Annotated in this window: 17 protein-coding genes; 11 read left to right on the plus strand and 6 right to left on the minus strand. The window is 63.0% G+C overall.

What is annotated here, in order from left to right; translation table 11 throughout:
• Positions 1-71: 71 nt before the first annotated feature.
• The 10 genes from JWZ97_RS01415 (at position 72) to JWZ97_RS01460 (ending at position 14874) form a co-directional block, all read left to right on the plus strand.
• A complete protein-coding gene (locus tag JWZ97_RS01415; RefSeq protein ID WP_240342424.1) occupies positions 72-998 on the plus strand; it encodes a YhcG family protein in 927 nt (308 codons plus the stop codon).
• On the plus strand, positions 995-2602 hold the full coding sequence (locus JWZ97_RS01420) for a type I restriction-modification system subunit M (RefSeq protein WP_205432912.1): 1608 nt from the start codon (positions 995-997) through the stop codon (positions 2600-2602). The genes JWZ97_RS01415 and JWZ97_RS01420 overlap by 4 nt, the downstream gene beginning before the upstream one ends.
• Positions 2603-3034: 432 nt before the next feature.
• On the plus strand, positions 3035-5158 hold the full coding sequence (locus JWZ97_RS01425; protein WP_205432913.1) for a glycosyl hydrolase family 57: 2124 nt from the start codon (positions 3035-3037) through the stop codon (positions 5156-5158).
• Positions 5159-5329: 171 nt separating this feature from the next.
• Complete coding sequence (locus JWZ97_RS01430) at positions 5330-5551, plus strand: GDCCVxC domain-containing (seleno)protein (RefSeq protein WP_205432914.1); 222 nt, start codon at positions 5330-5332, stop codon at positions 5549-5551.
• Positions 5544-6323: a Mut7-C ubiquitin/RNAse domain-containing protein gene (locus tag JWZ97_RS01435; RefSeq protein ID WP_205432915.1), complete on the plus strand. Its 780-nt coding sequence runs from the start codon at positions 5544-5546 to the stop codon at positions 6321-6323. The genes JWZ97_RS01430 and JWZ97_RS01435 overlap by 8 nt, the downstream gene beginning before the upstream one ends.
• Positions 6324-6348: 25 nt before the next feature.
• The gene (locus tag JWZ97_RS01440) at positions 6349-7149 is read left to right on the plus strand and encodes a protein-L-isoaspartate(D-aspartate) O-methyltransferase (protein WP_240342425.1); all 801 of its coding nucleotides are present in this window, start codon (positions 6349-6351) and stop codon (positions 7147-7149) included.
• Positions 7146-8441, plus strand: coding sequence for an APC family permease (locus tag JWZ97_RS01445; protein WP_205432916.1), 1296 nt, complete (start codon positions 7146-7148; stop codon positions 8439-8441). Before JWZ97_RS01440 ends, JWZ97_RS01445 begins: the two co-directional genes overlap by 4 nt.
• 213 nt (positions 8442-8654) lie before the next feature.
• On the plus strand, positions 8655-11009 hold the full coding sequence (locus JWZ97_RS01450; protein WP_205432917.1) for an MASE3 domain-containing protein: 2355 nt from the start codon (positions 8655-8657) through the stop codon (positions 11007-11009).
• A complete protein-coding gene (locus tag JWZ97_RS01455; RefSeq protein ID WP_205432919.1) occupies positions 11006-11437 on the plus strand; it encodes a response regulator in 432 nt (143 codons plus the stop codon). Before JWZ97_RS01450 ends, JWZ97_RS01455 begins: the two co-directional genes overlap by 4 nt.
• 5 nt (positions 11438-11442) lie before the next feature.
• Positions 11443-14874, plus strand: coding sequence for an EAL domain-containing protein (locus tag JWZ97_RS01460; protein ID WP_205432921.1), 3432 nt, complete (start codon positions 11443-11445; stop codon positions 14872-14874).
• Here JWZ97_RS01460 and JWZ97_RS01465 read toward each other — a convergent pair.
• Both JWZ97_RS01465 and JWZ97_RS01470 read right to left on the minus strand, forming a co-directional pair.
• On the minus strand, positions 14768-16012 hold the full coding sequence (locus JWZ97_RS01465) for an acyl-CoA dehydrogenase family protein (protein ID WP_205432923.1): 1245 nt from the start codon (positions 16010-16012) through the stop codon (positions 14768-14770). The two genes, JWZ97_RS01460 and JWZ97_RS01465, sit on opposite strands and share 107 nt — an antisense overlap.
• A 97-nt stretch (positions 16013-16109) precedes the next feature.
• Entirely contained in the window at positions 16110-16364 is a 255-nt protein-coding gene (locus JWZ97_RS01470; protein WP_205432925.1) for a SemiSWEET transporter, read from the minus strand.
• 335 nt (positions 16365-16699) lie between these two features.
• Between JWZ97_RS01470 and JWZ97_RS01475 the strand changes: the two genes are divergently transcribed.
• Positions 16700-17968, plus strand: coding sequence for a dicarboxylate/amino acid:cation symporter (locus JWZ97_RS01475; RefSeq protein ID WP_205432927.1), 1269 nt, complete (start codon positions 16700-16702; stop codon positions 17966-17968).
• A gap of 5 nt (positions 17969-17973) precedes the next feature.
• Here JWZ97_RS01475 and JWZ97_RS01480 read toward each other — a convergent pair whose 3' ends face one another.
• From JWZ97_RS01480 to waaA, 4 genes are all read right to left on the minus strand, one after another.
• Positions 17974-19248, minus strand: a complete 1275-nt coding sequence (locus tag JWZ97_RS01480) for an HD-GYP domain-containing protein (RefSeq protein WP_205432929.1) — start codon at positions 19246-19248, stop codon at positions 17974-17976.
• A gap of 233 nt (positions 19249-19481) precedes the next feature.
• Positions 19482-20573, minus strand: coding sequence for a redox-regulated ATPase YchF (gene ychF / locus JWZ97_RS01485; RefSeq protein ID WP_205432931.1), 1092 nt, complete (start codon positions 20571-20573; stop codon positions 19482-19484).
• Between the two features lie 107 nt (positions 20574-20680).
• Positions 20681-22138, minus strand: a complete 1458-nt coding sequence (locus JWZ97_RS01490) for a mannose-1-phosphate guanylyltransferase/mannose-6-phosphate isomerase (protein WP_205432933.1) — start codon at positions 22136-22138, stop codon at positions 20681-20683.
• Positions 22139-22239: 101 nt separating this feature from the next.
• Positions 22240-23505: a lipid IV(A) 3-deoxy-D-manno-octulosonic acid transferase gene (gene waaA, locus JWZ97_RS01495; RefSeq protein ID WP_205432934.1), complete on the minus strand. Its 1266-nt coding sequence runs from the start codon at positions 23503-23505 to the stop codon at positions 22240-22242.
• Positions 23506-23524 lie beyond the last annotated feature (19 nt).

Below are 23524 nucleotides of genomic sequence, written 5' to 3' on the forward strand. Positions count from 1 at the left end.
ACGGCTCTAAGGTCGCTGGAGCGAGTCGACGGGGGACGGCTGGGGCGCCGAAGGCAATAACCGTCCCGCAAGTGCGGCCGTGCGGCGTAGGGAACGCCGTTAGGCACAGCACGTCGTGGGACACGCTGCGGCTGCTTGCGCAGTTGGGGCAGTTGCTGTCGGCGGAGTTTGGGCGGGGGTTTGAGGAGCGCAACCTGCGCAATATGCGCGCCTTTTACGCCATGTTCCCGAATTGGAACGCACTGCGTTCCGAATTGAGCTGGACGCACTACCGCCTGCTGCTGCGGGTGGATAACGCAGAGGCCCGCCAGTGGTATGTGCAGGAGGCCGTCGCCCAAAACTGGAGTACGCGGGCGCTGGAGCGGCAGATCGGCAGCCTGTATTACGAGCGGCTGTTGTTGAGCCAGGACAAGGCGGCCGTGAGCGCGGAAGCGCAGGCAAATCTTGGCGCACTGGAGCAATCGCCGCGCGCCTTTGTACGCGATCCGGTGATGCTGGAATTTCTGGGGCTGCCTGGTACCGGCCGCCTGCTCGAAGCCACGCTGGAAACGGCCTTGATGGACAAGCTGCAGCAATTCCTGATGGAGCTTGGCAAAGGCTTTGCCTTTGTCGCCCGGCAGCAGCGCATCAGCACCGAAACGCAGGATTTCTACATCGACCTGGTGTTTTACAACTACCTGCTGAAGTGCTTTGTGCTGATCGACCTGAAAACCGGCCCGCTCACGCACCAGGACGTGGGGCAGATGGACATGTATGTGCGCATGTACGACGACCTGCGCCGTGGCGAGGGCGACAACCCGACGGTGGGCATTCTGCTGTGCGGCAGCAAGGATCAGTCGGTGGTGCGTTATTCCGTACTCAACGGCAGCGAACAACTCTTCGCCAGCAAATACCGTCTGGTGTTGCCCAGTGAGGAAGAGCTGCGGCAGGAACTGCAGCGTGACCGCGAAGCCCTCGAAAATCAAAAAGACCTTCGTGACGAAAACGAAACCCCATGACCGAACTCGAAAAACAAAAGCTGGGCAAGACCCTCTGGGCCATTGCCGACCAACTGCGCGGTGCCATGAACGCGGACGACTTCCGCGACTACATGCTGGCCTTTCTGTTCCTGCGTTATCTGTCGGATAACTACGAAGCCGCCGCAAAGAAGGAACTGGGACCGGACTATCCGGAGTTGGAGCCTGAGGATCGGCTCAGCCCCCTGTCGTTCTGGTATTTCGATAACGCTGCGGATGTCCCTGAATTTGAAAAACAGATGCGCCGCAAGGTGCATTACGTGATCGAGCCCCAATACCTGTGGACCAACATCACCGAGCTGGCCCGAACTCAGGACGATGAACTACTGCACACACTGCAGCAGGGTTTCGACTACATCGAGAACCAGTCCTTCGCCAGCACCTTCAAGGGCTTGTTCTCGGAGATCAACCTGGCCTCCGACAAACTCGGCAAGGGCTATACCGAACGCAATGCCCGCTTGTGCAAAATCATCAGCGAAATCGCCAAGGGATTGACGCAATTCAGTACCGACAGCGATGCGCTGGGCGATGCCTACGAATACCTGATCGGCCAGTTTGCCGCCGGCTCGGGCAAGAAGGCGGGCGAGTTCTATACGCCACAGCCCATTTCCAGCATCCTTTCCGCAATTGTTACCTTGGACAGCCAGGAACCGGCGGAGGGTCCACGCCCGCACCTGGACAGCGTGCTGGACTTCGCTTGCGGCTCGGGCTCACTGCTGTTGAACGTGCGCCATCGCATGGGGCCGCACGGCATTGGCAAGATTCACGGCCAGGAAAAGAACATCACCACCTACAACCTGGCGCGCATGAACATGCTGCTGCACGGGGTGAAGGATTCCGAGTTCGAAATCTTCCACGGCGACACCCTGCTGAACGAATGGGACCTGCTGCGCGAGACGAATCCGGCCAGGATGCCGAAGTTCGACGCAGTGGTGGCCAATCCGCCCTTCAGCTACCGCTGGGAGCCGAACCAGGCGCTGGGTGAGGATGTGCGGTTCAAGAACTACGGGCTGGCGCCCAAGTCCGCCGCCGATTTCGCCTTCCTGCTGCATGGCTTCCACTTCCTCAAGCAGGACGGCGTGATGGCCATCATCCTGCCCCACGGCGTGCTGTTCCGTGGTGGAGCCGAGGCGCGCATCCGCACCAAGCTGCTCAAGGACGGCCATATCGACACGGTGATCGGCCTGCCGGCCAACCTGTTCTTTTCCACCGGCATTCCGGTCTGCATCCTGGTGCTGAAGAAGTGCAAGAAGCCGGACGACGTGCTGTTCATCAACGCCGCCGAGCACTTCGAGAAAGGGAAGCGGCAGAACCAATTGCTGCCCGAGCACATCGACAAGATCATCGGCACCTATCAGTTCCGCAAGGAAGAGCCGCGTTACTCGCGGCGGGTAGGCATGGAAGAAATCGAGAAGAACGATTTCAACCTGAACATCTCGCGCTATGTCAGCACGGCGGAGGCTGAAGAGGAGGTCGTTTTGGCCTCTGTCCACGCCGAACTGGTGTCACTGGAGCAGCAAAGGAAAGCTGCACTCGATAAACACAACGCCTTTCTCAAGGAGCTGGGGTTACCGCTTTTGCCGTGAGGAGTGCATCCAAGTGGTGAAGCTAGGGGCCGGACAGGACAGGACAGGACATAAAACCCGACCCAATGGGATTTTCAACCCTCTGTACAGCCACCGACTGTAATTTGTCACATAGCTGCCGTAGCGCAAGAGATGCACCAATTACAGCAAAGGCCGAATTGCAGGCATTCATTTAAGTGCTAAGTCCTGCTTTCAATTATTCACCATTTTTTGATCCTGGCCATGGCTCTCATGGAGCCAGATTACGCAGCCTTGCTGTAAGCCGTGACCGGCATGTCACCGATGCGTGCCACCGCGGATATGCCGGCTTCTGGTTGAGGATGGAGGCTCACCTGGCGTAAGGGTGAGCGGCCGAGTGACCGGCGTCGTGGGGCTCTGTTAAGCTCGTCACCGACCGACAAGCGCAACGGCCCACCCACGACGGAGTATGCGATGGCATTGTTTTCCCGTTTTCTCTCTATCGAGAGTCCTACCGAAATCCCCTGCGTAGCCGATGGCAAAAACCCGGCTTTCGAGCTTCGCTTCACCGCGGACGGGGAGATTCCTTTTCCGCAGTTGATTCTGCATGGCCAGGGCCAGCAGAAGCTGTTCAACGGCCCGGCGATACGGGCTGAGGAGCAGGCCAACGGGGCATGGCTCTATGTCGTGTCGGTGCCGGCGGGGGTGTTGGAGGGCGGGCGGGTCAGCGTGCAGGTCGAAGGCTGCAAGCTGGCCGATCTGGGCCGCGCTTCGGGTGACGACTGGGTCAAGGAGTTTCGCGAATTGCGGCTCCTCGTGCCGGCCAAGCCGGCGGCGGAAATTCGCGTGGCGGTGAGCGGGGGCGCCGAGGTGAAGGTCTACTTCGGCATCCACAAACACATGCACCAGCCCTATTACAACACCACCGACCGCAATTACTGGGACGGCGAGAAGGACGGCATCTTCGGCTCGCGGGTGGGCAATTACACCGATTTCGTGCCGGCTGCGGTGCGGCAATACATAGATGGGGGGTTGCCGCACGCGGGGCTTTCGACCAGCTGGAGCGGTTCGCTGATCGAGCAGCTCGAACGCTGTGCCGTGGAAGGCTTGTGCGGCGGGCGCTATGCCGGCTGGAACGGCCCGCTGCGCGGACTGGCCGGCGCCAGGACGGCGCTGGGCCATCCACGCATTGCGTTCAGCGGATTCGGATTCTTTCATCCGCTGATGCCCTTGATACCGGGGCGGGACATCGTTCGGCAAATCATCTGGCACCGGGAAGTCATACGCGGCACGTTCGGCGCCGAGGCCTCGCGCGTGCTGTTTCCGCCGGAAACGGCGTTTCATGTCCGCATGATCCCGGCGCTGGTCGAAGCCGGCGTGTCGGCGGTGATGTACGACTCCATCCACCGTTACCGCGCCTGCCGCGATTACCCTTATGCCGGGATCAACGAAGGCATGCTGCCGCCCAACGCGGCCGAGCAGACCAATCCGGCGGTCGACGACTGGCTGCAATTGCAGAATATCTGGGCCGGATCGAAGATTTCGCCAAGCTTGCTGCGGCCCGAATACGTGGGCTACGAAGACCCGGACGGCAAGGTACACAAGATCGTCGCCGTGCCGGCCGAACGCTACATCGGCAACGAAGACGCGCGCGGCGGTTACGGCGCGCTGCAATACCCGGCGGTGCTGGGCCAGGTCTACGACCGCATCGTCGAGACCGGCAGCTACGATCCCGCCCATCCGCCTTTCTTCATCCTGCATTCCGACGGCGACAACCACGGCGGCGGGGCGGACAGTTATTACCATCACAACACCGGCGCGCTGGTCGAATGGCTGAAGCAGGATGGTCGCTTCGAGCTGAGCACGGTGGAGGATTATCTGCAGCGCTTCCCGCCCGATCCGGCGCGCGTGGTGCACATCGAGCCGGGCTCCTGGAGCGGCGCCGACAACGGCGATCCGCAGTTCATGAAGTGGTTCAGCCGCTACGACCAGCCCTATTCGCCGGACCTCAATTCCTGGGCGGTGCTGACCGCTTTCCAGAATGCCGTGCACACCCTGGAGGACTGCGAGCCAGATCATCCCTTTCTGGCCGAAGCCGTGCGTCTGATGCTCACCGCCGAAACCAGCTGCTACTGGTATTGGACCGGCCAGCATATCTGGGATCAACAGGTGACCAACGCGGCGAACGCCGGCTTTGGCCTGCTCAAGCCGGTGCTCGACGGCCTGCGCGGGGCCGGCCACGACCGCAGCGGCCCGACCATCTTCCCGCCCTGGGTGACGCCGGAAAATCCGGGCGGCAAGCGTTGGGGCCAGGGCTGTTTGCTCGACGCACCCAATGTTGGCACCGTGCATACCTTCGTAGCCGATGTGTCCGGACTCAAGCGCGTCGACCTGGTGCTGCGCGAGGGCCGTCACGAAACCCGCATCGCCCTGCGCAACCACGGTCCCTATCCCAGCCAGACCGGCGCTGCGCTCACGGCCGATTATCTGACCGCCGAACTGCCGGCCGGCGCGGGCGACGTGCGTTATTACATCGAGGCGGAAGATACGTGCGGCAACGTCAGCCGGGGTTCGCTGGAGCGGATTTACCTGGCGTGACGCGCGCCGGGCCCGGAACCCAGTCTGTCAGCGAGTCATCAATGCAAGGGTAACCATGAGGCGCCCTCTTCCTGTAGGCTGGAATGAGCGGCAGCGAATTCCAGCGATAGCCGCAAACCGCTGGAATTCCCTACGGTCATTCCAGCCTACGCCGACAGCTATGTAAACAGTATGAATGCCGTCATCCTTGAGTCGACGATCACCTGCCCGGTCTGCGGTTACGCTCAGCCGGAAACCATGCCGACCGATGCCTGCCAGTTCTATTACGAATGCACGAACTGCAAGACTCTGCTCCGACCGCTGCCGGGCGATTGCTGTGTGTTCTGTTCCTACGGTTCGGTGCCCTGCCCGCCGGTGCAGGAGCACGGAAAATCCGGCGGCTGTTGTGGATAGTTTTTCGACCAGGTCCCGTGAACACGCCGCGGAGTTCCGTTTCTACGAGGAACTGAACGACTTCCTGCCGCCGGACCGCCGCAAGAAGACGGTGGACTACCGCTTCGACGGCCATCCTGGCATCAAGGATCCGATAGAAGCGCTGGGTGTGCCCCACACCGAGGTCGATCTCATCGTCGTGAACGGCGAATCGGTCGGTTTCGATTACCGGCTGCAAGCAGGCGATCGGGTGGCGGTCTATCCGGTCTTCGAGAGTTTCGACATCACGCCGCTGGTCAGGTTGCGCGAACACCCGCTGCGCCGCACCGCCTTCGTGCTCGACGTGAATCTGGGCAAGCTGGCGCGTCGTCTGCGTCTGCTGGGCTTCGACGCCTTGTACAACAACCGCTACCACGATGCGGAAATCGTCGACATCGCCGTGCGGGAGAAGCGCATCGTTCTGACGCGCGACCGCCGCCTGCTCTTCGCCAAGCGGATAAGCCATGGCTATTGGGTGCGCTCGGTGCATGCCGACGAACAAACTGGCGAAGTGCTCCGGCGTTTCGATTTATACGGCCAGATCCGCCCGTTTTTTCGTTGCCTGGCGTGCAATGGGCTGCTGGCTCCGGTCGAAAAGGCCGAGGTCCTCGACCGGCTGGAGCCGAAGACCCGGCTTTATTACGAGCACTTTTACCGCTGTTCGGACTGCGCCAAGGTCTATTGGGAGGGTTCGCACGTGGAAAACATGCGGCGCTGGTGCCGGCCGTTTATCATGGCATCCGACCGGGTTTGAATCCGCGGCGTCCGTTCGGAGGTCCATGATGAAGTATCGTTATTCGTCGTTCGTCGGCTTCGCACTTGGCCAAAACACAGGTTCTGCGCGGCATCGAAAGCGCCTCGGCTTCGGTCTGGTCGGCTGCCTGTTGTTGCTGGTGTGTTCGGAGGGCATAGGTTTGGAAAACGAAAATCCCGACTATGCCGCGGCGCGTGCCCGCATGGTCAAACAGCAGCTGGACGGAACCCGCGATGCGATCAAGCATCCCGGCGTGTTGAAGGCGATGGCCTCGGTGCCGCGGCACGAGTTCGTCCCGGAGGAGCTCCGCGAGGTCGCCTATGCCGACGGCCCCTTGCCCATCGGTTATGGCCAGACCATATCGCAACCGTATGTGGTCGCCTTCATGACCGAAAAGCTGGATCCCAAACCGACCGACAAGGTGCTGGAGATCGGCACCGGATCCGGTTATCAAGCGGCGATCCTGTCCGGCCTGGTGTCCGAGGTTTATAGCATGGAGATCGTCGAGGAACTGGCCGAGCGCGCCCAGATCGACCTGGCCCGGCTGGGCTACCGCAACGTCAAGGTTCGCCATGGCGACGGTTATCGGGGCTGGCGGGAAGCCGCGCCTTTCGATGCGGTCATCGTGACCTGTGCGCCGGATCGGGTGCCTCAACCCCTAGTGGACCAGTTGAAGGACGGAGGCCGCATGGTTATCCCTGTGGGCGGGAGCCTGGTGCAGACGCTTTATCTCTTGAGGAAACACGGCGCGCAACTGGAGCAGGAGGCCATATTGCCGGTGCGTTTCGTGCCGATGACCGGAGAAATCCGGAATACGACCCCGTGACGTCGAGCGCGGCGGCTCCGTCCCGCACGCTGGGCTTGTACACCGCCACGGCGCTGGTGGTCGCCAGCATGGTGGGCACTGGGGTGTTCACCACCAGCGGTTTGTTGCTGCAGGATCTGAAGTCGCCCTGGGCGGTGCTGGCGGCCTGGCTGTTGGGCGGGGTGCTGGCCGTTTGCGGCGCCTTGAGTTACGGTGATCTGGTCAAGCGCATGCCGGAGTCGGGCGGGGAATATCTTTTCCTTTCGCGCATGCTGCATCCGGCGGCGGGCAACATGGCCGGATGGGTGTCGCTGCTGGTCGGATTCTCCGCGCCATTGGCCGCGGCGGCATTCGGGTTCGGCGAATACGTCAAGGCCTGGCTGCCCGGCTGTTCGCCCTTGTGGCCGGGCACGGTCTTGCTGTGCGCCTGCGCCGCTATCCATGCGATCCGCCCGGGCGGCGGCGTATGGCTGCAGAATTTTGCGGTGACGCTGAACGTCCTGCTGATGCTGGCATTCGTCGCCTACGCCGCGCCGCACCTTCCGCACGCCGACTGGCGGGTTTCGCTGAGCGGCGACAGAGAGCCGGGCGCATTCCCTTTGGCCCTGGTATGGGTGTCGTTCAGCTATGCCGGCTGGAATGCGGCGGTCTATATCGCCGCCGAAGTGGTCGAGCCGGAGCGGGTGCTGCCGCGTGCCTTGCTGACCGGTACGGTCCTGGTCGCCGCCCTGTATTTGGCTCTGAATACGGCTTTCCTGTTCGCGGCCCCTGCGGCGGAATTGGCCGGCAAGACGGAAGTGGCGCGTATCGCCGCGTTGGCACTGGGCGGGCAGGCGGGCGCCGATGCCGTCGCCGCGCTGGTGGCGCTGGCCTTGGCGACTTCCGCTTCGGCCTTGATGATGGCCGGCCCCAGGGTCTACGCCCGCATGGCCCAGGACGGCTATCTGCCCCGCCTGTTCCAGGGCGGCATCGCAGCGCCCCGCGCGTCCATCGCCCTGCAATGCGCTTTGGCTCTCGCCTTGTTGTGGAGCACGGCTTTTCGCAGCCTGCTGACCTATATCGGTTTCACCCTCGGCCTGTCCACGGCGGCCGCGGTGATCGGCCTCATGTGTACGAAATGGCGGCATGGCCCCTCGTTTTCCGTCACCGGCTGGCCGCTGGTGCCGGCGGTGTTCCTGGCCGGCGTGGTTTGGATGGTGGCGGCCACGGTCTGGCGGCAACCGCTCGAAAGCCTGTGGGGGCTGCTGACCTTCGCGCTCGGCTGGCTGAACTGGCGGCTCAGCCGTCCGGCACCCGCTGTCACCGCCGATTAGTCCGGCGAGACCGTTCCGGCTCCCGGTCGGCATCGGGCAAACCGGTTTCTCCTAAACTCTGGAGGCCGGCCGCGGCACCTTCACGACGAAGTCCCGGCGCAAGCCTTCTTGTCGCAGACGCACGGACCGCTTCGGCTGCCGCACGGCAAGTGACGGTGGAGCTCCGCTCGATCGCCCGGGCAACGACACGGAATCATGGACTATGGATACAGCATGAATCGGAACAGACTCTTGACTTGGCTTAAGCCGGCGTATCGATTGGAGGATGTCGATATCGTCGTGAGCGCATCCAATATCAGTCCGCCTTATCCCCGGATCTGGGTGGGTGGGCTCAGTCTGCTGCTGATCTTCGGTTACGGGCTGCCGTCGGAAAGATTGTTCACCACGCCGGCCGACTATCTTCCGCTGCACACCGCGCTGGAATTCGTCTCCATGGCGATCTCGGCCATGGTGTTCGGTTTGGCCTGGAACCTGCGGCAACAAGATCGGAACAGCCACTCGATCCTGCTCGGCACCGGGTTTCTTGCCGTGAGTCTCATCGATATGGCGCACACCCTGTCCTATGCCGGTATGCCGGACTTCGTGACGGCCAGCGGTCCGGAGAAGGCGATCAATTTCTGGCTGGCCGCACGTTATACGTCCGCGTTCATCCTCCTGGCCGTGGCGCTGTCACGTCCGCGTTACTGGTCTGCCGCCGCGAGTTATTGCGCGCTCGCTTCGGCCCTCGCCCTCGCATTCGGGGTCGTCTGGGTAGGTTTGTTCCATGGCGCCTGGTTGCCGCGCACCTTCATTCCGGGACAGGGGCTGACGCCTTTCAAAATCGGCGCGGAGTATGGCGTCACCGGCATGTACCTCGGCGCATCCGTGTTGCTGTTCCTCAAGCACCGCGCGTCACGCGGATCGGAGTTGGAATGGCTGGCCGCGGCCGCCTGGGTGCAGGGTCTGGCGGAAATGTTCTTCACTTTGTACGCGGATGTCACCGACGTATTCAATCTGCTGGGACACGTCTACAAGGCGGTCGCCTATTTCATGATTTACCGCGCGCTGTTCGTCTCAGGCGTGTCCAGGCCTTACCGGCAACTCGCCGACGAGCGCACGCGCCTGCACACCCTGGTCGGCACCATTCCCGATCTCGTCTGGCTCAAGGATCCCGCCGGGGTTTATCTGTTCTGCAACCCGGTTTTCGAACGTCTTTTTGGCGCCAGGGAGGCCGACATCGTCGGAAAAACCGATTACGATTTCGTCGATCGGCAACTCGCCGACTCCTTCCGCCGTCACGACATGGCCGCCATGAGGCGGGGAAAACCCAGTCAGAACGAAGAGTGGCTGACATTCACTGCCGATGGCTACCGCGGCTTGTTCTCGACCATCAAAACACCCATGCTGACCGAGGATGGCGAACTGGTGGGCGTGCTCGGCATCGCCCGCGACGTCACGCAGCAGCACGAATACCGTAAAGCCTTGGAGGACAGCGAGTTGCGCTATCGCCGGCTCTTCGAAAGCAATCCGGCGCCCATATTGATCTACGAACGCGGCAGCCTGAATCTGTTGGCCGCCAACGAAGCCTTCTTTCGAAGCTACGGCTATGACCGGGATGAGTTTTTGTCCATGCGCCTGCCCGACCTTTATCCCGAGGACGAAAAACGCAGCATCGCCGAACTCGCCAGCCACCTGTCGGGCCTGAATTACGTCGGCGAATGGCGCCACCTGAAGAAGGACGGGACCGTCATTCCCGTCGAAGCGCGCTCCCACGATCTGATCTTCGACGGACGCACCGCCCGTATCGCGGTCGTGAACGATATCACCGAGCGCAAGCAGGCCGAGGCGGCGATACTGCGGCTGAATGCCGAGTTGGAGCAGCGGGTCGAGGAACGTACGGCCAGTCTCGCCGCGCTCAACAAGGAGCTGGAATCCTTTACCTATTCGGTTTCCCACGATCTCAAAGCGCCGCTCAGGGGCATCGACGGATACAGCCGGCTGCTGCTGGAAGACCACCTCGATCAACTCGACGAGGAGGGCCGGCTATTCTTGGGCTACGTCCGGCGAGGGGCGGCGCAGATGAGCGAGCTGATCGACGATCTGCTGGCTTATTCCCGCATGGAGCGGCGGGCCATGGGCGACGCGGCGGTCGATCTGAACCGGCTGGTCGGCGGCCTGCTGGCGGAGCGGCAAGAGGAGATAGCGGCGCGCGGCGTGCGGATGGACGTCGACCTGGGCGAACTCAGTGCCCACGCCGATCCCGACGGTCTGGCGATGGTGTTGCGGAACCTGCTGGACAACGCCCTGAAATTCACCCGCGACAGCCAGTCCCCGACGGTCGCGATACGCGGGCGGATCGCCAACGGCAAGCTTACACTTTCGGTGCAAGACAACGGCATAGGCTTTGACATGCAATTCCATGACCGCATCTTCGAGATGTTCCAGCGACTACAGCGCGCCGAAGACTACGCCGGTACCGGCATAGGCCTGGCCATCGTCCGCAAGGCCGTGCAGCGCATGGGAGGGCAAGTGTGGGCCGACAGCGCGCCCGGCCGGGGTGCCGCATTTTTTCTGGAGCTGCCGCAATGACGACGGAATGCTTGAACCGCCCCATCCTGTTGGTGGAAGACAATCCGGTGGATCTGGATCTGACGCTGAGGGCATTCATGCGCAACAAACTGGCCAATCCCATCGAGGTCGCCCGCGACGGCGCGGAAGCGCTCGCCTGGATACCGCGCTGGGAGGAGGGCGAGCCCAGGCCCTTGGTGATCCTTCTGGACTTGAAACTGCCCAAGATAGACGGTCTGGAAGTATTGCAGCGCCTGCGCGCCCATCCCGTCAGCCAGGATATGCCGGTGGTGGTGCTGACTTCGTCGAGCGAGGATAAGGACATCGAAACGGCCTACCGTCACCGTGCCAACTCTTACATCGTCAAGCCGGTGAATTTCGATAAGTTCCTCGATGTGGCCCGCCAGATAGAACTCTATTGGTGCCTCTTGAACCGGACGCCAAGGTAGGCCTCATGCGCGTACTTCACGTAGAAGACAATCCCGTCGATGCCGATCTTGCCCGCCGCATCATCGCCCGCCGGGCACCCGATATTGAATTGACCAACGTCTCCAGCTACGCGGCGGCCAAGGCCGCGCTCGATCAAGGCTACGATCTCGCCCTGATCGATCTCACGCTCCCGGACGGCAACGGCCTTGAATTGTTGGCCGAGATACGCGAGCGCCAGATCCCGATCGCCACCGTGATGCTGACCGGATCCGGCGACCAGCGTGCGGCCGTCGCCTCGCTGCAAGCGGGAGCCGACGACTATGTGACCAAGTCGGTCGACAATCTGCATGCCTTGCCGGCGACCCTCCGCAATGCCTTGTTGCGCAACCGCGAGGCGGCCGCGCGCAAGAGCCGGCCCATCCGCGTGCTTTATGCGGAGCCCAACGCCATGGATGCGGACCTGACCCGCAGACATCTGGCCCGGCGCGCTCCGCACATACGCTTGACGGTGGTCCGGGCGGCGGCGGACGTGTTGGATCGCTTGCCGCTCTCGCCGGACCTTCGCGCCGATTTCGACGTGGTCCTGCTGGATTACCGGCTACCCGGCCTGGACGCCCTGGAAACCGTCAAAATGCTGCGGGTCGTACGCGGATTGACGATCCCCATCGTGATGGTGACCGGCCAGGGCAGCGAAACCATCGCGGCCCAGGCGATGCATCTGGGCGTCGACGATTACATTTCCAAACACGACGAGTACCTGCACGAGTTGCCCTCCACCTTGGAAAAGGTGCACAGGGAAGGCGAGTTGGTCAGGGAGCGCGCGCAACTGGAAGAAACCACCTCGCGGCTCAACCGCCTGCTCGCGGCCAGCCCGGTCATCCTGTACACCCTGAGGCTGGAGGGCGGGCAAGCGGTCGTTTCCTGGGTCAGCGAGAACGTCGCCGCCATCCTCGGCTATACGACGGAACAGGCCTTGTGCCCGGGGTGGTGGTCTCGGAACCTGCATCCCGACGACAGGGACGCCGTCCATTCCCATCTGGCCGCCCTGTCCGCGACGGGACATCTGAAACAAACGTATCGTTTTCTGGACAGCGCCGGCGCCGTGCACTGGCTGGACGACGAATTACTGTTGCCGCAGACGGGGGGAAATCACACCGCGGAGGCCATCGGCGTCTGGCGCGACGTGACCGCGACCAAGCAGGCGGAGCAGGTGCAGCTTATCCGCATGGCGGTATTGGACCGGCTGGTCGCCAACGCTCCCTTGCCCGAGATACTTAAGGAAGTCGCCGTGGGTCTGGAAAATATCCGTCCGGACATGCGCGTGTCCATACTCCTGATGGATCCATTGACCGGACTGCTCAATCGGGCGGCCGGTCCCAGCCTGCCGGATTTTTACCGGGAGGCCGTGAGCGGCTTCAATCCGGGTGCCAACGTGGGCTCTTGCGGCCTGGCGGCGGCTTTGGGCGAGCCGGTCATCGTCGAGGACATACGCATCCATCCTTGCTGGGCGGCCTTCGCGCCGCTCGCCGAACGGGCCGGGCTGCGCGCGAACTGGTCGATTCCCTTCAAGGACGAAGGCGGCCGGGTGCTCGGCACCTTCGGCATCTATTACTCGGATGTCCGCTCGCCGACTCAGGCAGATCTGGATCTGGTCGACGAGTTTGCCCGCCTCACCAGCCTGGCGGTGCGGCGCGCGAACTCGGATACCGCCTTGAGGCAGGCGGCGGCGGTTTTCGCCAGCACGCGCGAGGGCGTGATCGTCACCGATCTGACGCCCAGCATATTGGCGGTGAACGGCGCCTATTTGGAGATCACGGGTTTCGCCGAATCCGAAGTAGTCGGACGAAATCCCCGTTTGTTCAAGTCGGGCCGCCACGACTCGGCGTTTTACCAGGCCATGTGGTCCGCTATCCAGTCGACCGGCCATTGGCAGGGAGAAGTCTGGAACCGCCGGAAAAACGGGGAGCTTTTCCCGCAGTTGCTCACCGTCAGCACCGTTTACGACGACAAGGGAGCGCCTAGCCATTACGTGGGCGCCATGACCGATATCAGCCAGCTCAAGCGTTCCCAGGAGCAGTTGGAACACCTGGCCCATTTCGATCCGCTGACGGATCTGCCCAATCGCCCGCTGGTGCAGTCCAGGCTGCAATATGCGCTGGAGCAGGCGGAGCGGCTCGGCCATCGGGTCGCGGTGCTGTTCATCGACCTGGACCGATTCAAGAACGTCAACGACAGCCTCGGCCATCCCGCGGGCGATCAACTCCTGACCATTTTGGCCCAGCGCATGCGCGAAAAAGTGCCGAGCCTGGACACCACCCTGGGACGCTGGGGCGGCGACGAGTTCCTGCTGGTGCTGGAGAAAGTCGAGCAGGCCGAAGAGGCGGCAAACGCGGCCCTCGGCATCATCCAGCTCCTGGAGCAGCCTTTCGCCTTGCCGCACGCGAGCGAAGTCTATGTGGGCGCCAGCATAGGCATCAGCCTGTATCCGAGCGACGGCCGCGGCGTCACGGAGTTGATCCAGCATGCCGACGTCGCCATGTACCAGGCCAAGGAACAGGGCCGGAACACTTACCGTTTTTACACTCCCGCCCTGAGCGAGGCGGCGAACGACAAACTCAATCTGGAAGTCAGGCTGAGGCGCGCCCTGGCCAATGGCGAATTCGTCCTGCACTACCAGCCCCAGATCGACATTTCGACCGGTGCCTTGATCGGTTGCGAGGCCCTGGTGCGCTGGCAAGACCCCGTGGAGGGCCTGATCTCGCCTCTCCGCTTCATTCCGGTAGCAGAAGAAACGGGCTTGATCGCGGCGCTGGGCGAATGGGTGCTGTTGTCGGCCTGTACCCAGGCTCAGGCCTGGCGAGCCGCCGGTCTGTCTCCGCTCACCCTGTCGGTCAATCTGTCCGTCAGGCAACTCAGTGGACAAGGGCTGGTGGACAACATCGCCGAGGTGCTCGCGAAGACCGGTCTTCCGCCCGCCTGGCTCAAGCTCGAATTGACCGAAAGCATGATCATGGAGCAGGGAGAATCGGCCATCGAACTGCTGCATGGTTTCAAGGCGCTGGGCGTTAGCTTGTCCATCGACGATTTCGGTACCGGTTATTCCTCTCTCGCTTACCTGAAGCGTTTCCCCATAGACGAGCTCAAGATCGACCGGGGATTCGTGCGCGACATACCCGCGGACAAGAACGACATGGAAATCGCCGCCACCATCATCGCCATGGGGCGCAGCCTCAACATGAAGGTCCTGGCGGAAGGCGTGGAAACCCAGGAGCAGCTCGATTTCCTGGCGCACCGCGGCTGCCACGCCTATCAGGGCTATCTCTGCAGCCGTCCGATTCCTGCCGGCGAATTCACCCGCTTCCTGGCGGCGGCCGGCCGGTATTGCCGGGCGACGCCCGCGCCAGCAGCAAGCGGGCACGATCCTGGTAGACAAGGTCTTCCAGCGGCGGATGGATGAGTCCGGCGCGGGCGTCGCGGAATGCCCGTTCGATGTTGCCGCACAAGAAACCGGGACCGCCCGCGATGCGCAAGGCTTCGTCGGTGGCATAAGCCGCGGCCTGAGTGGCCTTGAGTTTGGCGAGGGCAACGTCGGCCAGCAGGTTCTCGCGTTCCGGTGGCGCGGCCCCGTCCCAGCGCGCGGCGACGTCCTGAAGCACGATGCGGGCGGTGCGCAGTTCGACATCCAGGCGTCCCAGGCGGGCGCGGATCAACGGCAGATCGGCGACCGGAGTGGAACCGTCTCCGGGTTTTCTCGCCAGGGCCCAGCGCGTCACCGTCTGGCGCGCGCCTTCGCCCACCCCCAGATAAACCGCGGCGATGCAGAGTCCGAACCAGGCCAGCGCGCAGGGGCGATCGGCGGCCGGCGTGCCGTTCTTGCGCGAGGCGATGAGCCGATCCGGCGGAACGGGGACGTTCTTGAGCCTGAGAGTGCCGGACGCCGAAGCCCTCATGCCCAGCGCGTCGAATGCCGGTATTCGTTCGACCCCCGGTGCCCGCAGGTCCAGCAAGTAGGTGGCTATCTCGGACTCGGTCGCCTGCGATGCCGTCCCGGTATCGAGCAAGCGGGCCGTGACCACGGCATAGCGCAGGGCTGGCAGCCAGGTCGTCCAGTGTTTTTCGCCGTTCAACGTCCAGCCGTTTTCGGTTCTTATCGCCGTCATGTCCGGCAATGCACCGCGCGCCGGGCTGCCTCCCCTGGCTTCCGTGGCGGCAAGATTGATCAGCGCACCGCTATCGACCACCTCGCTCAGCAGCGTATGCAGGAGAAGTTCCGGCCACAGGCCGGACTGCACGGCCGAGCCCAGGGTATGGAAGTGCATGGCCAGGCCCAAGGCGGCGGAGCCGTCCTCGGCACCGAGTGCGGCGAGTACGGAAACCGCCGCCCGCAAGCCGGCGCCCAAGCCTCCGGCCGAGCGGGGAACGGGCGTCAGGTGCAGGCCCGCCCGCACCAAGGCCGCCGGAACCGCCGGATCGAATTCGTCGCGGCCGGCCAGCGGCCGCAGCGTTTCTACGCCGTTGAACAAGGCCGCGGAGATTTCGGGTGACAAGTGCTCGTCCATGGTGTGATCCGGTGTGTGATGCAGGGGGAGAGGCATGGATGCGTGTTGCCGGACGGGGAAAGCGCTGTTCAACGCCCGCGGGTTTATCGCGTGGCGGGGCACGTCGTCAGGGACCGCCGACGAAGGAAGGCGCTCATTTGAACCAGGCCTTCATCAGGATGATGCCGAGGGCCAGGATGAGCGTGACCAGGTTCGAGACGACGATAGGCGTCGACTGTATCGTCAGGCCATAAGCGAGCCAGAGCAGCACGCCCAGGCTGAAGAGCGTAAACATGCCATAGGAGATATCTTTGGCCGAACGGGATTTCCAGGTCTTGATGACTTGGGGAACGAACGACACGGTGGTCAGCGTTCCCGCCAGCATGCCGAGCAGGTCGTTGGATTGCATGGTCTTCCGGGTGAGTGGGTCGTAGGGATGTGGCAAGCCGTCCCGGTCGGGGAGGCATGGGGCGATGATGCCGTACAAGCGTCTTGTTCCGCGATGATACGACGAGTATGGCCAGGGCGCACGAGGACGCATCGATGCGTACGGCACCACGGAGGCGGGGACGAGCCCGGCTTGCCGGCGCGCGGCCGCGCAGGAATAATCAGGCGCTCCAAAATATCGCGGCGCGCCGGTCCGCCCGAAATTACCGCACGAAGTCCAACTGTTTTAAGGGAAAACGCGGCAACCAGTGTTTCCCTTAGCGGTTCGTCCTCCACTCTTACATGGATGCTTCTCTCATGCCCACCCATAGCGCGAGCCACACCCACAAACCCAACCGCGAAACGCTCTACGTGCTACTGGCCCTGGTCGCAGGCATAGGTGTCGGGGAAGCCCTCAACCTGAGTTTCGGCGGGGCCGAGGCGGCCGGAAATCCGATCTTGGCCGGTGTCGTCGGAGCCTTGGGCGTGCTGACCGATATCTTCATGCGGCTCATCAAGATGATCATCGCCCCGCTGGTGTTCGCCACCCTCGTGGTGGGTATGGCGAAAATGGGCGATGGCCGGGCGGTGGGCCGCATCGGTGGCAAGGCGATTTTGTGGTTTTTCTCGGCTTCCGTGCTCAGCCTGCTGCTGGGGATGTTGCTGGTGAACCTGCTGGCGCCCGGTGAGGCCATGCACCTGAGCATCCCGCCGGTCGGCGCCGACACGGGACTGATCAAGGCCCAGCCTACGCTGGGCAATTTTGTGGCCCACATCTTCCCGAAAAGCATCACCGAGGCCATGGCGGAGAACGAAATCCTGCAGATCGTGGTGTTTTCCATCTTTTTCGGCGTGGCCTGCGCCCAGTTGGGCGAGTTGGCCGAACCCATGGTCAAGGCCCTGGATGCCTTGGGTCACATCATGCTCAAAGTCACCAGCTTCGTGATGACTTTCGCGCCGGTGGCGGTGTTTTCCGCCATCGCTTCCGTCATCGCCAGGCAGGGCCTGGGAGTGCTCGGCACCTACGGCCTTTTCATCGGCGAGTTCTACCTGGGGCTGTTTTTGTTATGGGGCTTGCTGGGGCTGGCCGGCTATTTGTTTCTGGGTGGGCGTATCGGCTCGCTCTTGCGGCACATCCGCGAACCCATGCTGCTGGCCTTCGGCACCGCCAGCAGCGAGGCGGCCTACCCGATGCTGTTGCGGCAGTTGGAACGCTTCGGTTGCGAGGAACGGGTGTGCGGCTTCGTGCTGCCTTTGGGTTATTCCTTCAACCTGGACGGCAGCATGATGTATATGACTTTCGCCGTGCTGTTCATCGCCCAGGCCTACGGGATCGACATGCCCCTGGGCGACCAGTTGCTGATGCTGTCGGTGTTGTTGTTCACCAGCAAGGGCGTGGCGGGCGTGCCCAAGGCTTCGCTGGTGGTCATCGCCGCTACCCTGAGCATGTTCCATATACCCGAGGCCGGATTATTGCTGCTCTTGGGCATCGACCAATTGCTGGACATGGGGCGCAGCGCCACCAACGTGCTGGGCAATAGCGTGGCCGCAGCCGTGGTGAGTCGCTGGGAAAAGGCCTTGAGATGAGGCGGCTAGTGATCCAGGGACGCGAATATCTTTTCGGCCAAGTCAAGAAAATGGAAAAGTTGGTCCATGCGCGCTGCGCAAGTCGCCTGGTTTTCTCGAACGGCGGAGTGTATGGCCTGGCGGACGTAATAAAAAGCTTCATGCAACACGCTGAACAGCTCGCTCGTGCTTTCCGCATCCGTCGCGATGATGCTCAGCCATTGCTGATAGTCGTCCGAATATCCGGTTTGCCTTAGCAACAGATGCACTTTATCCATTTGCCCGCCCAATACCTGGCACGAGCAGGTTCCGTCCGCTTCGAGCTCCTGCACCAAACGATTCCATTCGGCGAGCAGCAGGCTCAATACGGAGCACAGCGAGTCGAGCTCGGTTCGGCCAACCTTGCCGTTATGGGCGGCATCGCCGTAGTCTCCGGAGCGGCGCAGCGTGCGCAACAGCGCCTGCATGACGCTGTCGTCGAGCTTGCCGTCCTGCGCTTTCATCACGACGGACAAATGATGAAGGGGATGTTTCTGCAATACGCCTAGAACGACCTCGACGACCGCGGCGATACGGCCCAGTCGGCTGATATCGGCCCCGTCGAGCTTGCGGGGGTAACCGCTGCCGTCCATGCGTTCGTGATGCTCCAGGACAGGCACGGTGAGGTCGCGGTAATTTCTGGGGCCGTACTTCAGGATCAAAAAACCGATGACCGGGTGCGCGTGCATTTGACGCCATTGCTCCGGCGTGAAATGCGCGTCCGTTTCAAACAGCGCGGTATCCAGATGCAGGCTGCCGATGTCGTGCAATAGGCCGATCCCCGCCATGGCATCCAGTTCGGACTCGCTCGCACCGCACAACTTGCCCAGCGCGATCGCGAGGCAGGCGGATTCCAGGCTGTGCTCGAATATGTCCGGCAGCTGGGCCTGCATGGTGGTCAGCTTGTTGGCCACCATCGGTTCGAGCGGCAGGCGCCCCAGGTGGGAAGCCAGTTTGGCCGCACCCACAACCCTGCGCAATACCTCGCTCAAAGGACTCGAGCTGTCCATCACGCGCCGGGCGCCCTGGACCAGGACGCTGCTGTTTACGGCGTCGGCGATGAGGATGGAATGATCGATCGGTTTCAGCAGTTTGTGTTGAAGTATCCGGTCGATTTTCTCGGCGTTTATGCGTTCGCCCTTGCCCAGCAGGGCCAAGCCGTTGCTGTTGCGGATGTCTTCGTGCACCTGAATCTCGCGTTCGCGGCTCATTTCCGACAGGTGCCGCAGATAGTAGCGTTCGTTGGGCAGGCTGTTTTTCATCGCACGGAATTCGAGAGCTTGGGCGGGGCCGGCTAGGCGAGGCCCGCCAGGACCAGCACGGGTTTGGAACTCACGCGTACTGCGACGGCACGCGGATCAACAAAAAAATAGAGCCGACTCGCGGAATCGGCAAATCGCCGATGGACGGCACCTGTCTGGGAGATTCAGGTGCCGTCGCCTTGCATCGGCCGTAGGCGGTAAAGCGGAGTGCTCTCGGACCGCCGAATATCGGGTCAGACGTTGAAGCGGAAATGCACCACGTCGCCGTCGTGCATGACGTATTCCTTGCCTTCCAGACGCCATTTGCCGGCGTCCTTGGCGCCCTGTTCGCCCTTGTACTGGATGAAGTCGTCGTAGGCGATGACTTCCGCGCGGATGAAGCCCTTCTCGAAGTCGGTATGGATCACGCCGGCGGACTGCGGGGCGGTGGCGCCCACGGGGATGGTCCAGGCGCGCACTTCCTTCACCCCGGCGGTGAAGTAGGTGTTGAGGTTCAGCAGCTTGTAGCCGGCGCGCACCACGCGGTTCAGTCCCGGTTCTTCCAGGCCCATTTCTTTCAGGAATTCGTCGCGGTCGGCTTCGTCGAGCTGGGCGATTTCGGCTTCTAGCGCCGCGCAGACCGGCACCACCATGGCGCCTTCCTCGGCGGCGATGGCGTGCACGCGGTCGAGCAGCGGATTGTCGTGGAAGCCGTCTTCCTGCACGTTGGCGATGTACATCGTCGGCTTGATGGTGAGCAGGAACAGGTCGCGGATCAAGGCTTGTTCATCGGCGTCCAGTCCCGCGGTGCGGGCCGGCTTGCCGGCGTCGAGATGGGCGGTCAGACGCTCCAGCACTTCCTTCTTGCGCAATTCGTCCTTGTTGCCCGACTTGGCGCTCTTGAGCACGCGCTGCAGGGCTTTTTCCACCGAGGCCATGTCGGCCAGGATCAGCTCGGTGTGGATCACGTCGATGTCGGAACCCGGGTCGACCCGGCCGGCCACGTGCACCACGTCGTCGTTCTCGAAGCAGCGCACCACGTGGGCGATGGCTTCGGTTTCACGGATGTGGGCGAGGAACTGGTTGCCCAGGCCTTCGCCCTTGGAGGCGCCGGCGACCAGGCCGGCGATGTCGACGAATTCGATGACCGTGGGCAGCACGCGCTCGGGTTTGACGATGGCGGCCAGTGCATCCAGGCGCGGGTCCGGCACCGGTACCACGCCGGTGTTGGGCTCTATGGTGCAGAAGGGGTAGTTTTCCGCGGCGATGGCCGCCTTGGTCAGTGCGTTGAAGAGGGTGGATTTGCCGACGTTGGGGAGGCCGACGATGCCGCAGTGGAGCGCCATGTTGTATTACTCGCGATGATAAAGATTAAGGGTGTGAAACGAATTGCGCCCGCTGGCCTTGCAGCCGGCGGGCGCCGATGTATGCCGCGCCCTGCGCGGCCGGAGCATCAGGATTCGATGCGGTTGTAGTTGTCCTCGAAGCGGACGATGTCGTCTTCGCCCAGGTAGCTGCCGGACTGCACCTCGATGATTTCCAAGGGTATCGTGCCGGGGTTTTCCAGCCGGTGCTTGACGCCCAGCGGGATATAGGTCGACTCGTTCTCGGTGATCAAAAAGCTTTCTTCTCCGCGCGTGACCTTAGCCGTGCCCTTGACCACGACCCAGTGTTCCGCCCGGTGGTGATGCAGTTGCAGCGACAACTGGGCGCCCGGTTTCACGGTCAGGCGTTTGACCTGGTAGCGCGAGCCGTGATCGATGCCTTGATAGTCGCCCCAGGGCCTATGCACCTTCGCGTGGTAAATATGTTCCTGGCGCGATGAGCGTTTCAGGTGATCGGTCACGGCCTTGACGTCCTGCGCGTGGTCCTTGTGCGCGACCAGCACGGCGTCGGTGGTTTCGATCACGACCAGGTCGGACACGCCCACCGTCGCCAGGAAGCGGTTTTGCGAATACAGCAGGGAGTTGTGCGTGTCTTTCTGGAACACGTCGCCCACCGTCACGTTGCCGTCGGCGTCCTGTTCGCGCACATCGCTGAGCGCCGGCCAGGACCCGAGATCGGACCAGCCCACGGCCAGCGGCAGGACCACGGCCGCCACAGCGCCCTGGCCGCCGGTGAGTTTTTCCATCACCGCGTAGTCGATGGAATCGCTGGGGCAGGCCCCGAAGCTGGCCTTGTCGGCGCGGATGAAGTCGCCGTCGCGTTTGCCCTGGGTGAGGGCCAGTTCGCAAGCCTGCGCGATGTCCGGGCGGAAGCGGCGTATCTGTTCCAGCCATACCGATGCCCGCAGCACGAACAAGCCGCTGTTCCACAAATAGTCGCCGGTGGCCAGATAGCTCGCCGCGGTGAGGGCGTCGGGCTTTTCCACGAAGGCGTTCAGCTCGTAAGCGTCGCCGCCGAGGTCTGCGCCCTTGCGGATATAGCCATAGCCCGTTTCGGGCTTGTCGGGCACGATGCCGAACGTGACCACCGCGCCGTCCGCCGCGCGTTGCGCGGCGTCGAGCAGGCGCTGGCGGAATCCGGCGGTGTCTTCGATATGATGATCCGAGGGCATCACCACCAGGATGGGATCGTCGCCCGCCGCCAGGGCGGTCGCCGCGGCGAGGGTCAGCGCGGGCGCGGTGTTGCGGCCGGCCGGCTCCAGCACGATGCCGGCATGGTCATAGCCCATCTGGCGCAATTGTTCGGCGACCAGGAAGCGGTGCAATTCGTTGCACACGACCAAAGGCGCACGCAAGCCGATCCCGGCACCCACCTCCATGTCCGCCACCCGGGCAACGGTGTCCTGCAGCAGGGTCTTGTCGCCGACGAAGGTCAGAAATTGTTTGGGATAGGCTTCGCGCGAATAAGGCCAAAGCCGGGTGCCGGAACCACCCGAGAGTATGACCGGTTGAACGATGAGCGTCATGGCTGGAAAAAACTCCTGGGCTGGGCGTGGGGATCCGTTATCAAAACGCGCGCCAGTATAGCCGAGCGCTTCCCCCGCAACCAAACGGTCAGCAAGTCCGTTCAGGCCGTATCCAGCAGCTCGACCAGGAGTGCGACGGTACGGTCCAGCGCTCCGCGTCCCGATTCGGCGGCGGCGCGGGCCTGCTCGCCGGCCTGTCTGTGCGACGCATCGTCGGCCAACCACCGTTCCGCCTGCGCCGCCAACTCCCCGGCATCGGCGACTTGCACCGCGCCGCCGGCTTCGAGCAAGGCGGTGGCGATTTCCCAGATCTCGTTGGTATGCGGGCCGAACAGCACCGGCACTCCGAGGGTCGCGGGCTCGAGCAGGTTGTGGCCACCCACGGCCACCAGGCTGCCGCCGACGAAGGTGACGTCGGCGGCGGCGTAGAACAGCCGCAGTTCGCCCAGGGTGTCCAGCAGGAAGATATCCGCATCGAACGCCGGCAAATGTTCGTTGCGTCGGGTCACGCTGTAGCCCGCCGCCACTGCGAGTGCATGTACGGGGTCGAAGCGCTCGGGGTGGCGCGGCACCAGGACCAGCAGGAGGTCGGGAAAACGCGCGCGCAACTGGGCAAAAGCCGACAGCACCTGCGCCTCCTCGCCGTCATGCGTGCTGGCCGCGATCAGTACCGGGCGCGCGCCGAACAACTCAGCCCGCAAGGCCGCCCCTCGTGTGGCCAGGTCGGCCGGGAGTTCCATGTCGTATTTCAGGTTACCGGTGACGATGACGCTTTCCGGGCGCGCGCCCAGGCTCAGGAAACGGGCCGCATCGGCTTCGGTCTGCGCGGCGATGAGGCGGACGGCGTGCAGGCTGGGCCGCGTCAGCGCGGGCAGGCGGGCGTAGCCGCGCGCCGATCTTTCCGATAGACAGGCGTTGGCAATGGCCAGAGGGATTTTGCGCTCCGCGCAACCATGGTAGAGATTGGGCCAGATCTCGGTTTCCATGACCACCGCCAGCGCGGGCCGGAAATGGTCGAAAAAACGTCCGACCGCGTCGGGCATGTCGTAGGGCAGATAGACGTGATCGACCGAATCGCCCAGTACCGTCCGCACCCGCGCAGAGCCGGTGGGCGTGGTGGTGGTCACCAGGACGCGGCGATCGGGATAGCGTTTCTGCAACTCACGAATCAATGGAAACGCCGCCTCCGCTTCGCCGACCGAAACCGCATGCAGCCATATCGAGCCCTGGCGCGCCGGCCCCGCATAAAAACCGAAACGCTCCGCCCAGCGTTCGCGATATTCCGGCAAGCGCCTCCCCCGCCAGGCCAGCCGGCCCAGGATGAAAGGAGTGAACGAGTAGAACAGGGCGGAATAGACTAAACGCATGGGCGCGGACTTCTTGCGA

Origin of the sequence: Methylococcus sp. EFPC2, from assembly GCF_016925495.1 — a bacterium.
In the GTDB taxonomy this organism is placed as follows: Bacteria; Pseudomonadota; Gammaproteobacteria; order Methylococcales; family Methylococcaceae; genus EFPC2.

What these genes read in the sequence shown, in the direction of transcription:
- JWZ97_RS01420 (WP_205432912.1), top strand. Translation starts at nt 995, where the DNA reads ATGACCGAACTCGAAAAACAAAAGCTGGGCAAGACCCTCTGGGCCATT.
- JWZ97_RS01425 (WP_205432913.1), top strand. Translation starts at nt 3,035, where the DNA reads ATGGCATTGTTTTCCCGTTTTCTCTCTATCGAGAGTCCTACCGAAATC.
- JWZ97_RS01430 (WP_205432914.1), top strand. Translation starts at nt 5,330, where the DNA reads ATGAATGCCGTCATCCTTGAGTCGACGATCACCTGCCCGGTCTGCGGT.
- JWZ97_RS01440 (WP_240342425.1), top strand. Translation starts at nt 6,349, where the DNA reads ATGATGAAGTATCGTTATTCGTCGTTCGTCGGCTTCGCACTTGGCCAA.
- JWZ97_RS01450 (WP_205432917.1), top strand. Translation starts at nt 8,655, where the DNA reads ATGAATCGGAACAGACTCTTGACTTGGCTTAAGCCGGCGTATCGATTG.
- JWZ97_RS01455 (WP_205432919.1), top strand. Translation starts at nt 11,006, where the DNA reads ATGACGACGGAATGCTTGAACCGCCCCATCCTGTTGGTGGAAGACAAT.
- JWZ97_RS01460 (WP_205432921.1), top strand. Translation starts at nt 11,443, where the DNA reads ATGCGCGTACTTCACGTAGAAGACAATCCCGTCGATGCCGATCTTGCC.
- JWZ97_RS01465 (WP_205432923.1), bottom strand. Translation starts at nt 16,012, where the DNA reads ATGCCTCTCCCCCTGCATCACACACCGGATCACACCATGGACGAGCAC.
- JWZ97_RS01470 (WP_205432925.1), bottom strand. Translation starts at nt 16,364, where the DNA reads ATGCAATCCAACGACCTGCTCGGCATGCTGGCGGGAACGCTGACCACC.
- JWZ97_RS01475 (WP_205432927.1), top strand. Translation starts at nt 16,700, where the DNA reads ATGCCCACCCATAGCGCGAGCCACACCCACAAACCCAACCGCGAAACG.
- JWZ97_RS01480 (WP_205432929.1), bottom strand. Translation starts at nt 19,248, where the DNA reads ATGAAAAACAGCCTGCCCAACGAACGCTACTATCTGCGGCACCTGTCG.
- ychF (WP_205432931.1), bottom strand. Translation starts at nt 20,573, where the DNA reads ATGGCGCTCCACTGCGGCATCGTCGGCCTCCCCAACGTCGGCAAATCC.
- JWZ97_RS01490 (WP_205432933.1), bottom strand. Translation starts at nt 22,138, where the DNA reads ATGACGCTCATCGTTCAACCGGTCATACTCTCGGGTGGTTCCGGCACC.
- waaA (WP_205432934.1), bottom strand. Translation starts at nt 23,505, where the DNA reads ATGCGTTTAGTCTATTCCGCCCTGTTCTACTCGTTCACTCCTTTCATC.